Origin of the sequence: Sphingomonas palmae (assembly GCF_900109565.1) — a bacterium.
Lineage (GTDB): Bacteria > Pseudomonadota > Alphaproteobacteria > Sphingomonadales > Sphingomonadaceae > Sphingomonas > Sphingomonas palmae.
The window spans coordinates 94,442-107,386 of the sequence record NZ_FNZZ01000006.1 but is presented as its reverse complement, the minus strand read 5'-3'; the positions used below and the strand labels follow the sequence as shown (position 1 = coordinate 107,386).

The following is a 12,945-nucleotide window of genomic DNA, read 5'->3' as shown; positions in this document are numbered from 1 at the left end:
GTGGCGCGCTAACGCTTCATCTGCTGCGCGATGCCGCGCCTCGTCGCCGCGCCATAGGGCGGCTTCAACCCTGCCAGTTTCGCGACATCCAATTTCGGCTGCCGGTACACCGCTCGCGTGTGGCTGAAGGTGCGAAAGCCGTCCTGGCCGTGATAGCTGCCCATCCCGGAGGCGCCGACGCCGCCGAAGGGTAAATCCTCCATCGAGACGTGGAAGATTACGTCGTTGATCGTTGCCCCGCCCGAGATCGTGCGATCGAGTACGCGGCGCTGCTCGCGCTCGTCCTCACCGAAATAATAGAGCGCCAGCGGGCGATCGCGGCGGTTCACTTCGTCGATCGCGCCGTCGATCGCCTCATACCGGCGGATCGGCAGCACGGGGCCGAAGATTTCCTCCTGCATCAGCACCATGTCGTCGGTCACGTCGCGCACGATCGTGAGCGGCATCTTGCGACTGTTGGAGGTCGCGAAATCCTCGCCAACCGGGTTCACCGCCTCGACGCTGGCACCCTTGGCGCGCGCGTCCTCTACCAAGTCGGTCAGTCGCTGATGATGGCGATCGTTGATGATGGCGGTGTAGTCGGGGTTCGCGAGCAAGGTCGGGTACATCGCCGAAGCCGCGCGGCGCAGCCCGTCGACCACTGCCTGCTCCTGTTCTGCCCGAACAAGCATGTAATCGGGTGCGAGGCAAATCTGCCCGGCGTTGAGCATCTTGCCGAGCGCCACCCGCTCGGTCATGCGCGCGATGTCGGCGCTTTCGCCGACGATGACGGGCGACTTGCCGCCGAGTTCAAGCGTGACGGGCACCAGATGGTCGGCCGCGGCGTGCAGGATGTGGCGCGCGATTCCGGTCGCGCCGGTGAAGATCAAATGGTCGAACGGTAGCCCCGCAAACGCCTTGCCGACCTCGGGTCCACCCTCGACGAATGCGAGTTCGGTCCGATCGAAATACTGGCGCGCGATCTCCGCCATCAGCGCGCCCGTCGATGGTGTGAACTCGCTCACCTTCACCATCGCGCGATTGCCCGCGGCGAAGATGCCGGCGAGCGGCGACATGACGAGATTGACCGGAAAGTTCCACGGCGCGATCACGCCGACGACGCCCTTGGGCTGATATTCGACCGCTGCCCTTGCGCCGAGCAGCCCGAGCGGAAATTGCACGTCGCGCTTCTCCGGGCGCGCCCAACGGTCGAGGTGCTTCAACGCGTGGCGGATCGGCGCGACCGAACTCGCGATGTCGGTCATCATCGATTGTTCGCGGCTGCGGTGGCCGAAGTCCTCGGACAAGGCATCGCACAGCCGCGCGGCGTGATCGGACACCATCGCCGCGGCGCGGGTCAGGCGGTCGCGGCGGACCGACAAGGGTTCCGGCATCGCGGCCATGAATGCGGCACGCTGAGCATCCAACAGGTCACGCATCGCACTCTCCCTTTTCTATCTTTCCTAGCTCGCGCAGCCGATCATCCCGGCGAGTGGCATGATGACGCCGTCCTTTCCCGCACGCTCGACCAGCAGCGTCGCGTCGGATACCAGCGCACCCTGCGCCAGGTCGGGCCGGCGGGACACGGTCATCGTCAGCGTCAGCGCGGTATCGCCCGCGACGTATCGCGTCGTCTCCGCGAAGCCGAGGTCGGCCACCGTGCCGGAGGACGCACGCGCATAGTCGCGCTCCTTTCCGTCGAGCGCGATCCGCAGTGTTCCGGCCTCTGCCCCCGCCATCGCTACCAGAGTCCGCGTCGCGCCGGTGCTGAACAGATAGGCCGCGCAGCCCTTTGCCGGCAGCGACTGGCGCCCGATGCCGCCGATCGGATAGCCGTCGATCGAGGCCGGTGGGCGCGGGTCGGCGGCGGGCGCGAGCAGCAATGCGGCAAGGAGTGCAGCGATCATGGTCCGAGGATTACCATGACCAGCCACGCCGGGTAAGCCGCCAGCCCGAGGAAGGTGCCGAACGGCAGCGCGTCCTGCGCGTCCACAGTCCGTCCGCGGATGATCTGCAACAGCACGACTCCCAACCCGATCAGCCCGGCGAGCAGCAGCACCGCGGGCAGCATTCTCCAGCCGAGCCAGAGCCCGATCGCACCGAACAGCTTCGGATCGCCGCCGCCCAGCCCCTCACGCCCGCGCGCGAGCCGATAACCGGCCGCGACCAGCCAGAGCAATGCGAACCCACCCGCCCCGCCGATCAAGCGGTCGACGAGCGGCGGCTGGCACCAGTTCGCGCTGGCGAGCCCGGTGAGCGCGAGTGCGGCGACGAGCGGATCGGGCAGCCAAAATTCATCCGCGTCGAGAACAGCGAGTGTCAGCAGCAGCCAGCCGAACACCGCACCCGCGATGCCCGCCAAGCCGGGGGTAGCGAGCGCAGAGACGATGCCGATGGCCGCGCAGCCAATCTCGACCGCCGTATGGCGCGGGTTTATCCTTGCACCGCAGCTGCGGCAGCGCCCGCGCGCGGCGATCGCGCTGACGATCGGGATCAACTCCCACGCCGCCAGCGTACGGCCGCACCCGTCGCAGGCCGATCGCCCGTGCAGCACCGATCGGTCGGCGGGCCAGCGCACGACGATAGTCGACAGGAAACTGCCCGCGATCGCGCCCGCGACGCCCAGGATCACGGCCAGCAGCCACGAAGGGAGCATGGCTGACGCGACCGCGGTATCGAACATGCCAGCGTTCACGTCGCGCTTGTCCCTCCAGCTATGGCAATCGCGCGATCCATATCTTAGGTGCAGTGCAGCAACCAGCGTCGGCACGACACAGGCCGACCGTTCAGCAGGAGCATGTCATGGCCGCCGATCCCGTCGTAATCCTATCCTATGCCCGCACCCCGATGGGGTCGATGCAGGGGAGTCTCGCGGGTGCGAGCGCGCCGCAACTGGGCGCGACCGCGGTGAAGGCAGCGGTCGAGCGCGCGGGCGTGAGTGCCGAAGCAGTGGAGCGCATCTACATGGGCAACGTGCTGTCGGCCGGGCTCGGCCAGGCGCCGGCGCGGCAGGCCGCGATCTTCGCGGAACTGGGCGAACATGTCGAGGCGACCACGCTCAACAAGATGTGTGGCTCCGGTCTGCAGGCCGCGATCATGGGCACGGAGGCGCTCGGCGCCGGTTCGATCGACCTGCTGGTCGCGGGCGGCATGGAGAGCATGACCAACGCGCCCTATCTGTCGAAGGCGCACCGCGGCGGCGCGCGCATCGGACACGATCGCCTGTTCGACCATATGTTCCTCGACGGACTGGAGGACGCCTACGAGCCCGGCAAGGCGATGGGTGTGTTCGCGGAGGAAACCGCACAGGAATATCAATTCACCCGCGAGGCGCAGGACGCGTACGCGATTCGGTCGCTCGAGCGCGCGCAGGCAGCGCAGAAGTCAGGCGCGTTCGACCGTGAGATCGTCGCGGTCGAGGTGGCAGGACGCAAGGGCAGCACGACCGTCAGCCTCGACGAGCAGCCCGCCAAGGGCGACGTGGCCAAGATCCCGACGCTAAAGGCCGCGTTCGCAAAGGACGGCACGATCACGGCGGCGAACGCTTCCTCGATCTCCGACGGTGCGGCGGCGCTGGTCATGACGCGGCTGTCGGTCGCGGAGAAGCTCGGGATCAAGCCGGTCGCGCGCGTCGTTTCCCACGCCGCTCACGCCCATGCCCCCGCGCGTTTCACCACCGCGCCGGTCGCGGCAATGCGCAAGGCACTGGAGCGTGCGGGCTGGAGCAAGGACGAGGTCGACCTGTTCGAGGTCAACGAGGCGTTCGCCTGCGTCGCCATGATCGCGATGCGTGACTTAGGCCTCGATCACGAGAAGCTGAACGTCAACGGCGGCGCCTGCGCGCTGGGTCACCCGATCGGCGCGTCAGGCGCGCGCGTGTTGGCGACATTGCTCGGCGCGCTGGAGAATCGCGGTGAGAAGCGCGGTCTCGCCTCCCTGTGCATCGGCGGAGGCGAAGCCGTGGCGATGGCGGTCGAGCTGATGAACTGACCTGACCCGCGCTCCCTTGACGGGGAGCGCAAATTATCGCCGTTCGGGCTGGAAGGCGTAGCCTTCGCCCGAACGAACGACATAGCCGACGCCCGGGTAGGGAAAGTGTCCGGCAAAGATACGCTGGTGCGTCGCCGCTAGCTGAGCGAGTTCTCGCACCCGGGTCTGCTCGCCCTGCGGCTTGTCGCCGTCGTATTGGATCGGCCACATCGGCCTGGCGAGCGACACGACCGCGCTGTGCGCCAGATCGCCGATGACGAGCAGGCTCTGCTTGCCCGAGGTGATCCGGTAGCCGCTGTGTCCCGGCGTGTGTCCGAACAACGCGACCGCGGTGATCCCCGGCAGGATCGCGGCACCCGGCGCAAAGGTCTTCACCTGCGCCTTGATGGCTGGCACCACATCCGCGCCGCGCCCCTGCTGGATCGACTGCCACTCGGGCGCCGACAGATGCACGACCGCCTTCGGAAAAGCCGGCTTGCCATTCACGTCGACCAGCCCGCCGACATGATCGGGGTGGCCGTGGGTAATCAGCACATCGGCGATCTGATCGGGCGCGACGCCGGCCTGCGACAGGCTTTGCATCAGCGTCCCGCCGACCTTCGGCCCGAGACCAGTGTCGATCAGCACCAGCCGACCCGGCAGCCGCACCAGCAACTGATCGACACCGAGCGTGATCGGATCGGCCGGCGCACCACGCTTGCGCAGCACCTGCGCCACCTCGGTCGGCGAGTGGCCGAGGCCGAACGTCTTGCCGTCGTTCGGCACCACGTTGACCGCATCGCGCAGCGACACGACTTCCACTCCACCGACGCGGAACGTGGTGGCAGCCGCGCCAGCGACGCGCGGCGCGGCGGATACCGCCACCGCGGCGAAGGCAGCGCCGAGGGCAAGCGAGGCGAGCGGGCGGATCATGCAAGGTCCTCTGAACGGTGTCAGAGGCGAAATGACCGAGCCGCGCGCGCGTTCCCGCTGGCCCGATCAGACGCGCACGGGCTCGCGCCAGCCGTGCGGATCGGGCGCGCGACCGCGCTGAATCGCATTCAGCGTATCGAGGATGCGCTGCGTCGTCTGCCCCGTCGATCCGCTGCCGATGGTGAATTCATAGCCAGGCCCCGCGACGCGCCCGATCGGCGTCACCACCGCGGCGGTGCCGCAGGCGAAGCTCTCGACCAGCCGACCGCTCGCCGCGTCGTCGCGCCATTGCTCGATCGAGTACGGCTCCTCGCGCACCACCAGCCCCTCGTCGCGCGCGAGCGTCAGGATCGAGTCGCGCGTGATACCGGGCAGGATCGTACCCGTCAGCGGCGGCGTCTGGATCGAGCCGTCGTCAAACACGAAGAAGATGTTCATGCCGCCCAATTCCTCGATCCAGCGGCGCTCGGCCGCGTCGAGGAAGACGACCTGATCGTAGCCGCGCCGGATCGCCTCCTGCTGCGCGACGAGGCTGGTGGCGTAATTGCCGCCGCACTTTGCAGCACCCGTGCCGCCCGCGCCCGCGCGCGTGTAATCGTGGCTGACCCACAGCGACACCGCGCGCGCGCCGCCCTTCCAGTAAGCGCCTACCGACGAGGCGAGCACCATGTAGATGTACTGCGCCGCGGGCTTCACGCCCAGGAACACCTCCGACGCGATCATGAATGGGCGGAGGTAGAGCGATCCTTCGGCGCTGGTCGGGATCCAGTCGCGGTCGGTCTTCACCAGCTGGTGGATCGATTCGAGGAACAGCTCGTCGGGCAGCTCGGGCATCGCCATGCGGCGCGCGGAGGCGCGGAACCGCTCGGCGTTGGCGCGCGGACGGAACAGCGACACGCTGTCGTCCTCCTGCCGGTACGCCTTCATGCCTTCGAAGATTTCCTGCGCGTAGTGGAGCACCGCCGAGGCCGGGTCCATCGTCAGCGGCGCGCGCGCGGCGATGCGCCCGTCATGCCAGCCCCGCTCCTCGTTGTAGAGCAGCACCGCCATGTGATCGGTGAAGACGCGCCCGAATACCGGGTCCACCAGGCGCGCTGTACGGTCCTCGATCGAGACGGGGGTTGGGTGACGTTCAAGCGCGAACACGATGGTCCTTCCAGTCTGATGCGCCGCAAAGCGGGTTGCGGACGGTTATGGGCGATGGCAAAGCCGGTCAACATGACTGCCCCACCCCAGCCCGCCCCTTCCCAGATCGCGTCGCCGCAGTTTCTTCGGGAGCCCGAGCTGCGTCGGGGCATGGAGCTGCTCTACTTCGGGAACAGCCATATTACACGCGCGATCGACCGGGGCCTCGCGAAACAGGGACTGGGTCGCGCGCACCATCGCGCGCTGTATTTCATCGCCCGGCGCCCCGACATGCCGGTCAGCGAATTGCTGGCGCTGCTCAACATCACCAAACAGTCGCTCGGCCGCGTGCTCAACGAACTGATCGAGCGCGACATGGTGGACACGCGCCCGGGCGAACGCGATCGTCGTCAGCGGCTTTTGCGCCTGACCGAGGCCGGTGCCGCGCTGGAGGCGCAGTTGTTCGACGCGCTGCGCGAGCGGCTGTCCGCGGCCTATTCGCGCGCGGGGATGAACGCGGTGACGGGGTTCTGGGCGGTGCTCGAAGGGCTGATCCCGCCCGAGGAAATGCCGCGGGTCGAGGCGCTGCGCCGCTGAGTCAGTTGCGGCGACGCTCCGCCGCCATTTCACGGCCACGGTGGATCGCTGCCTCGAGCGTTCGTGTCAGCAGCGCGTTGAGCGCGCTCTGATCGTCGAGCACGTTCAATCCCTCGCGCGTCATACCGCCCGGACTCGCGACCGCGTCGGCGAGCGCCGACGGGCTGCGCTCGCTTGCGGCAGCCATCGCGGCGGCGCCCGACGCGGTGACCTTGGCAACCGCGGCGGCATCATCGGGCGCGAGGCCCATCGCCTCGCCCGCCGCGGCGAGCGCGTCGATGAAGCGGAACAGGAAAGCGGGCCCGGTGCCCGACAGCGCGCCGGCGGCCTCGAACCCGGCCGCGTCGTCGAACCAGCGAACGAGCCCGAGCGGTGCCATCAGCGCGTCGACCCGCGCACGAGCGGCCTCGCTCGCGTCGGGCGCGTGGATCGCCACCACCCCCTGCCCGATCTCGACCGGCAGGTTGGGCATGACGACGACTGGCTCGGGTCCCGGGAAGCGGCTGCCGAGCGCGGCGGCATCAACGCCCGCCAGCATCGACACGATCACCGGCGCCGCGCTCACGCGCGCGGCATAACGCTCGGCGACCTCGTCCAGCTGCTGCGGCTTGACGCCCAGAATGACGAGATCGGGGGTGTCCGCGTCGGGCAGATCGCGCGATTGCACGACGCCAAGTGGCAGATCACGGTTGCCGCGATTGACGACGTGAACGTCCTCGGCAAGCACCACGCCGCTCGCGATCCAGCGCCGCAGCATCGCGCCGGCCATGTTGCCGCAGCCGATCATCCACAATCGCATCGCGCTTACGCCTCGCCGTGCGTTTCGACCATCGCGGCGGCGATCGCCTCTGCCGGGGTCTTGCCGCCCCACAATACGAACTGAAATACGGGATAGAAGCGCTCGCACTCGTCGATCGCAGTCTCGATCATTAGTTCGGCGGCGGTCAGCGACAGGCTCGGCTCGTCGTCGATCGAGTCGACCAGCGTCGCGTTCCGGTAAAGCAGGATGCCGCTCGACGACCAGAGCTCGAAATGGCCGAGCCAGAGCTGTTCGTTGACCAGCGCCAGCGTTTCCCAGATTGCGGGGCGGCGATCCTCGGTCACTTTCACGTCGGGGAAGGCGAGGAACTGGAGCACGCCGTCCTCCTCGCGGAACAGCGCGCGCAGCTCGTACTCGGTCCAGCTGCCCTTGATCGTCGCGGTGATTTCCTCGTCGTGACGCTCACACGTCCAGCCGTGCGCGAGGAAGTACGACTCGAGCATCTCGAGCGGTGCCTCGCGTTCGGGCTCCAGGTCAGCTTCGTCGAGCATCATCGACGTCATCGCACATCGGCGCGAAAAACGGAAAGGGGCGCGTTATAAGGAAGCAGGTGTCGCCTCAGCCGTTCTGCGGCTTGCTCGCCGCCTCCAGCGCGTCGAGACGTGCGCGCAGCACGTCATTCTCGTCGCGCGCCGCCGCCGCCATCGCCTTCACCGCCTCGAACTCGTCGCGGCTGACGAAGTCGAGCCCGCCGACCCACTCACGCATACGGTCACGCGCGCCGGCTTCTGCCTCGCGCCCGACGCCCGCCAGCGTGCCGGCGGCACCGTTGAACAGTTTGGCGAGGTCGCCGAAGATCTTGTTTTCCGTCTGCATGACGCGTGTGGCTCTCGTTGATAGATGTCAGCGCAGTATCTGGGACGTTCCACCCGCCGGCACAACCGTATCGGCATTGGGGTTCAACCGCACGATCTGCCAGTTGAGGACGCCCGCGAAGGCGAGCCAGGCGAGGTACGGCAGCATCAGCGCCGCCGCGGTGGGTCTGAACCGCGCGAACACCCAGGTCGTCGCCAGCGACAAGGCGAAGATCAGCGCGATCACCAGCAGCGCCGCACCGATCCGGTGCGCACCGAAGAACAGCGGCGTCCAGGCAAGATTGAGCGCGAATTGCGCCACAAACAGTACCACGCCGACCACACGCAGCGGTGCGCCGCGCGCGGACAACGCGATTGCCAGCGCGAAGCCGATCAGGATGTACAGAAGCGTCCAGGCGACGGGGAATACCCAGCCCGGCGGCGTGAACGCCGGCTTGGCGAGCGCGACGTACCAGGCGTTCTGGTTGCCCGACGGCACGCTGCGTCCCGACAGGAAGCCGAGCAGCAACACCAGCGGCACCACGAACGCGGCCCAGCGCACGAAGGACATCCGCAACTGGCCCCTGGACGCGATCGAACCCAATGTAATCCCCTTTCGGTCGTGGCGCCGGTGCACGATCGGCGCGCGCGCGTAAACCACCTATTACGCACCCCCGTTCCGGGTTGGATCAATGATCGGCGCTGCGGCAGGCCGCGTGGCGGCGATCAGGAATTCGACGTTGCCGTTCGGGCCGGTGATCGGACTTTCGGTGATCCCCTGCACCATCCAGCCACGCGCGGTGAACCAACTGGCCACCTCATCGCAAACGCGCGCGTGCACTGCTGGATCGCGCACCACGCCACCCTTGCCCACCTCTTCGCGTCCGGCCTCGAACTGCGGCTTTATGAGCGCGAGCACGCGCCCGCCCCGACGCACGAAGCCGAGCGGCACGTCGAGCACCTTGGCCAGCCCGATGAAGCTCGCGTCGCACACGACCAGGTCGACGGCCTCCGGCACGTGCGCGTCGGTCAGAATGCGTGCGCTGGTCTGTTCGTGTACGATTACGCGCGGGTCCTGCCTGAGCTTCCACGCCAACTGGTTACTGCCGCTGTCGACCGCGTAGACGCGGGCCGCACCGCGGGTCAGCAGCACATCGGTGAAGCCGCCGGTCGACGAGCCCACGTCGATCGCGATCGCGTCGCCCACGTCCCAGCCGAAATGATCGAGCCCGTGCGCCAGCTTCACGCCGCCGCGCGAAACCCAAGGGTGATCGCGACCACGCACGTCGAGCAATGCGTCATCGGCCAGCGCCTGCCCCGGCTTATCCACCTTTCGATCGCCCGCGAACACCAGCCCTGCCATGATCAGCGCCTGCGCGCGCGCGCGCGACTCGGCCAGACCACGGTCCACCAGCATCTGATCGGCGCGTTGTTTCGGCATCGCCGCGCCTTACCGCGACCCGATCTCGATCTGACAGCGTTTTCAGCATGTCCTGCGAAAACGCATCGTCGCAGCCGCGTGTCGTCTCATGCGAAATGCTGCACCGCACGATTGTCCATCGACTTAGTAGATAATACCGTTTGGATGAGGCCGCGGTGGTGCCGACCCCCTAGACTGCGCCGCGGCCTCGCCCTGCCGGCCGTTTCCGACGCGCCGGCGAACAAGGAGGTGACGCATGGCACGCGCGATGTCCGACCTGGCAGTGACCCCGACGATCCTCACCGTACCCGGTCTCGGCGGCTCCGGCTCCGCGCACTGGCAGAGCTTGTGGGAGAAGAGCCGCCCTGACACGAGGCGCGTCGATCTCGGCATGTGGGAACGCCCGCACCGCAACACGTGGGTGACCAAGCTCGATCAGGCAGTTTCGTCAGCGCGTGCGCCCGTTATCCTCGTTGCGCATTCGCTCGGCTGCATCGCGGTCGCTTGGTGGGCGACGATGAGCCCGCAGCCTTACGGCTGGCCGGTCGCGGGCGCGCTGCTGGTCGCCCCCGCCGATGTCGATCGCCCGCAGGTCGCGGTCGAGCTCGCGCCCTTCGCGCCAGCGCCCAAGCAGCCGCTGCCGTTCCCGTCGATCGTGGTCGCGTCGGGCGACGATCCCTGGATCGACCTTGACCGCGCGCACAGTCTGGCGGTCGATTGGGGCAGCCATTTCGTCGACGCGGGACCGCAGGGCCACCTCAATGCTGCGAGCGGCCTGGGACACTGGCCGGAGGGGCAGGAGCTGCTCGACCGCGTGCTGGCCGCCGCGGGCGGACCACATGGCGAAGTGCGATCACCCGGCGATGCGCGCGCGATCCTCTCGCTTCCGCGCGACCGCGACGATCGCCTGCCGCTCGGCTAGCCGCGGAGCCGCGCGTCGACGTAGCGGGTCAGCGCGGCGATGTCGGGCAGCGCGGGGATCACCCGCGCCTCTGGGGCATCGGGCGCGAGCCCGTAAACGACCGCGTTCGCCAGATCCTCGATCTCGCCGCTATCGAGCTTGAGGAAGCGTTTGAGCGTGTCCTCAGGCCGCGGCACCACGCCCTCGCCGTAGAGCGGCGCGACCGCGGCGCGCACCGCGGGCGCGACGCGCGGGTCACAGTCGGCGAACACCGCGTCGAACTCTTCCGCGGTCCACGCCGCTCTGACCGCCTGCGCGTGGCGGACGCGGCGCACCATCGTCCAGTTCACCCACAACAGCCCGACGACGTAGAGCGCGGTCAACGCCGCGACTTTCTGCCACCCGGTCATGGGGAACAGAACGATTGAGCGATCAGGCGCTCGCCGCCTGACCCGCCCCGCCGTGTCCAGCCTCGTTGTAGCGCAGCGCCTTCAACACCGTGTCGACGATCGCCTCAGCGTCGAGCCCGGCCTGCGCGTACTGCACCTCGGGCTTGTCCTGATCCTGGAACAGGTCGGGCAGGCGCATCGTGCGGATTTTGAGTCCTGCGTCGGTCAGTCCCTCGTCGGAGGCCATCGTCAGCACGTGCGCGCCGAGGCCGCCGACCGCATTCTCCTCGATCGTCACCGCGACCTCGTGGCTGGTCAGCAGGCGCCGGATCAGCGCATTGTCGAGCGGCTTGGCGAAGCGAAGGTCGGCGACCGTGGTCGACAGCCCGCGCGCGTCGAGCGTGTCGGCGGCGCGCATCGCCTCACTCAGCCGGGTACCGAGCGACAGGATCGCGACCTTCTTGCCCTCGCGCACGATCCGGCCCTTGCCGATCTCGAGCAATTCGGGCGTCTCGGGCAGCGCGACGCCGGTGCCGTTGCCGCGCGGATAGCGCACCGCGATCGGGCCGGAATCGTGCTCGACGCAGGTGTGGACCATGTGAACCAGCTCTGCCTCGTCCGCCGCCGCCATGACGACGAAGTTCGGCAGCGTCGCCAGGTATGTCACGTCGAAGCTGCCCGCGTGGGTCGCGCCGTCGGCGCCGACGAGGCCAGCACGGTCGATCGCGAAGCGCACCGGCAGGTTCTGGATCGCCACGTCGTGGACGACCTGATCGTAGGCGCGTTGCAGGAAGGTCGAGTAGATCGCCGCGAACGGCCGCATGCCCTGCGCGGCGAGCCCGGCGGCGAAAGTCACCGCGTGCTGTTCGGCAATGCCGACATCGAAGAAGCGATCGGGATAGGCGTTCGCGAACTTGTCGAGTCCGGTGCCCGACGGCATCGCCGCGGTGATCGCGCAGATACGTGGATCGTTCGCCGCTTCCTTGGTCAGCGCCTCGCCAAACACGTTCTGATATTGCGGCGGTCCCGGGGGTGCCTTTGCCTGAGCGCCCGTGATGACGTCGAACTTCTGCACGCCGTGGTACTTGTCCGCCGCGGCCTCGGCGGGGGCATAGCCCTTGCCTTTCTTGGTCACGACGTGAACGAGGATCGGGCCCTCCTCCGCGTCGCGGACGTTTTCCAGCACCGGGATCAGATGCTCGAGATTGTGGCCGTCGATCGGGCCGACATAGTAGAAGCCCAATTCCTCGAACAAGGTGCCGCCCATCGTCATCCCGCGGGCGAATTCGTCGGTCTTGCGCGCGGCGGAGTGGAACGGGCGCGGCAGCTTGCGCGCGACCTTCTTCATTAGCTCGCGCAAGCTCAGGAACTCGCGGCTCGATACCATGCGGGACAGATAGGCGGACAGCCCACCGACAGGTGGCGCGATCGACATGTCGTTGTCATTCAGGATGACGACCAGCCGGTTTCCCGCGGCTTCGGCGTTGTTCATCGCCTCGTATGCCATGCCCGCGCTCATCGCGCCGTCGCCGATCACCGCAATGCCCTTGCCGGGCGTGCCCGCGAGCTTGTTGGCAATCGCGAAGCCGAGCGCGGCGGAGATCGAGGTCGAGGAGTGCGCCGCGCCAAACGGGTCGTATTCGCTCTCGCTCCGCTTGGTAAAGCCCGATAGACCACCGCCCTGACGCAGCGTGCGAATGCGGTCACGCCGCCCGGTCAGAATCTTGTGCGGATAGCATTGATGGCCGACGTCCCAGATCAGCCGGTCGCGCGGCGTGTCGAACACGTAGTGGATCGCGGTCGTCAGCTCGACCACGCCGAGTCCCGAGCCCAAATGCCCGCCAGTCGTGCCAACGGCAGAGATCGTCTCCTGCCGCAATTCGTCTGCCAGCTGCGGCAATTGCTCCGGCGAGAGCTTGCGAAGGTCGGCGGGCGAGTGGACGGTGTCGAGCAGCGGCGTCACGGGAACATTGGCCATCACGGCCGGATAGACCAGCCGATGCGTCGTGTCGATTGCA

The 12,945-nt window shown here is 67.9% G+C and carries 15 protein-coding genes; 3 read left to right on the top strand and 12 right to left on the bottom strand.

Annotation, left to right across the window (positions count from 1 at the left end; translation table 11 throughout):
* Nucleotides 1–8: 8 nt before the first annotated feature.
* The 3 genes from BMW51_RS13920 to BMW51_RS13910 are packed head-to-tail and all read right to left on the bottom strand — an operon-like array spanning nt 9 to nt 2,662.
* Entirely contained in the window at nt 9–1,418 is a 1,410-nt protein-coding gene (locus tag BMW51_RS13920; RefSeq protein WP_093007475.1) for a coniferyl aldehyde dehydrogenase, read from the bottom strand.
* Nucleotides 1,419–1,442: 24 nt separating this feature from the next.
* Nucleotides 1,443–1,886 (bottom strand): hypothetical protein, encoded by a 444-nt coding sequence (locus BMW51_RS13915; RefSeq protein WP_093007473.1) that lies wholly within the window; start codon nt 1,884–1,886, stop codon nt 1,443–1,445.
* The gene (locus BMW51_RS13910) at nt 1,883–2,662 is read right to left on the bottom strand and encodes a prepilin peptidase (protein WP_245708554.1); all 780 of its coding nucleotides are present in this window, start codon (nt 2,660–2,662) and stop codon (nt 1,883–1,885) included. Before BMW51_RS13910 ends, BMW51_RS13915 begins: the two co-directional genes overlap by 4 nt.
* 119 nt (nt 2,663–2,781) lie before the next feature.
* Here BMW51_RS13910 and BMW51_RS13905 point away from each other — a divergent pair, with 119 nt between their 5' ends.
* Nucleotides 2,782–3,969 (top strand): acetyl-CoA C-acyltransferase, encoded by a 1,188-nt coding sequence (locus BMW51_RS13905; protein WP_093007471.1) that lies wholly within the window; start codon nt 2,782–2,784, stop codon nt 3,967–3,969.
* A gap of 33 nt (nt 3,970–4,002) precedes the next feature.
* On the opposite strand, the gene BMW51_RS13900 is transcribed toward BMW51_RS13905, so the two are convergent.
* Nucleotides 4,003–4,881: an MBL fold metallo-hydrolase gene (locus BMW51_RS13900; RefSeq protein ID WP_093007469.1), complete on the bottom strand. Its 879-nt coding sequence runs from the start codon at nt 4,879–4,881 to the stop codon at nt 4,003–4,005.
* Nucleotides 4,882–4,947: 66 nt separating this feature from the next.
* Nucleotides 4,948–6,027: a branched-chain amino acid aminotransferase gene (locus tag BMW51_RS13895; protein WP_093007467.1), complete on the bottom strand. Its 1,080-nt coding sequence runs from the start codon at nt 6,025–6,027 to the stop codon at nt 4,948–4,950.
* A gap of 72 nt (nt 6,028–6,099) precedes the next feature.
* Between BMW51_RS13895 and BMW51_RS13890 the strand changes: the two genes are divergently transcribed.
* The gene (locus tag BMW51_RS13890; protein ID WP_093007694.1) at nt 6,100–6,603 is read left to right on the top strand and encodes a MarR family winged helix-turn-helix transcriptional regulator; all 504 of its coding nucleotides are present in this window, start codon (nt 6,100–6,102) and stop codon (nt 6,601–6,603) included.
* Between the two features lies 1 nt (nt 6,604).
* Here the strand turns inward: BMW51_RS13890 and BMW51_RS13885 are convergent, their stop codons facing one another.
* The 5 genes from BMW51_RS13885 to BMW51_RS13865 form a co-directional block, all read right to left on the bottom strand.
* Nucleotides 6,605–7,402, bottom strand: a complete 798-nt coding sequence (locus tag BMW51_RS13885; RefSeq protein ID WP_093007465.1) for a pyrroline-5-carboxylate reductase family protein — start codon at nt 7,400–7,402, stop codon at nt 6,605–6,607.
* A gap of 5 nt (nt 7,403–7,407) precedes the next feature.
* Nucleotides 7,408–7,917 (bottom strand): type III secretion system chaperone family protein, encoded by a 510-nt coding sequence (locus BMW51_RS13880; protein WP_093007692.1) that lies wholly within the window; start codon nt 7,915–7,917, stop codon nt 7,408–7,410.
* A 64-nt stretch (nt 7,918–7,981) separates the two neighbouring features.
* Nucleotides 7,982–8,239, bottom strand: coding sequence for an accessory factor UbiK family protein (locus tag BMW51_RS13875; protein ID WP_093007463.1), 258 nt, complete (start codon nt 8,237–8,239; stop codon nt 7,982–7,984).
* Between the two features lie 27 nt (nt 8,240–8,266).
* Complete coding sequence (locus BMW51_RS13870; protein ID WP_093007461.1) at nt 8,267–8,788, bottom strand: TspO/MBR family protein; 522 nt, start codon at nt 8,786–8,788, stop codon at nt 8,267–8,269.
* A 93-nt stretch (nt 8,789–8,881) separates the two neighbouring features.
* The gene (locus BMW51_RS13865) at nt 8,882–9,658 is read right to left on the bottom strand and encodes a TlyA family RNA methyltransferase (protein WP_177171685.1); all 777 of its coding nucleotides are present in this window, start codon (nt 9,656–9,658) and stop codon (nt 8,882–8,884) included.
* Between the two features lie 235 nt (nt 9,659–9,893).
* Here BMW51_RS13865 and BMW51_RS13860 point away from each other — a divergent pair, with 235 nt between their 5' ends.
* Entirely contained in the window at nt 9,894–10,559 is a 666-nt protein-coding gene (locus tag BMW51_RS13860) for an RBBP9/YdeN family alpha/beta hydrolase (protein WP_093007459.1), read from the top strand.
* On the opposite strand, the gene BMW51_RS13855 is transcribed toward BMW51_RS13860, so the two are convergent.
* The gene (locus BMW51_RS13855; RefSeq protein WP_093007456.1) at nt 10,556–10,948 is read right to left on the bottom strand and encodes a hypothetical protein; all 393 of its coding nucleotides are present in this window, start codon (nt 10,946–10,948) and stop codon (nt 10,556–10,558) included. The two genes, BMW51_RS13860 and BMW51_RS13855, sit on opposite strands and share 4 nt — an antisense overlap.
* Before the next feature lie 22 nt (nt 10,949–10,970).
* Nucleotides 10,971–12,905: a 1-deoxy-D-xylulose-5-phosphate synthase gene (dxs, locus tag BMW51_RS13850; RefSeq protein ID WP_093007454.1), complete on the bottom strand. Its 1,935-nt coding sequence runs from the start codon at nt 12,903–12,905 to the stop codon at nt 10,971–10,973.
* Nucleotides 12,906–12,945: the final 40 nt, after the last annotated feature.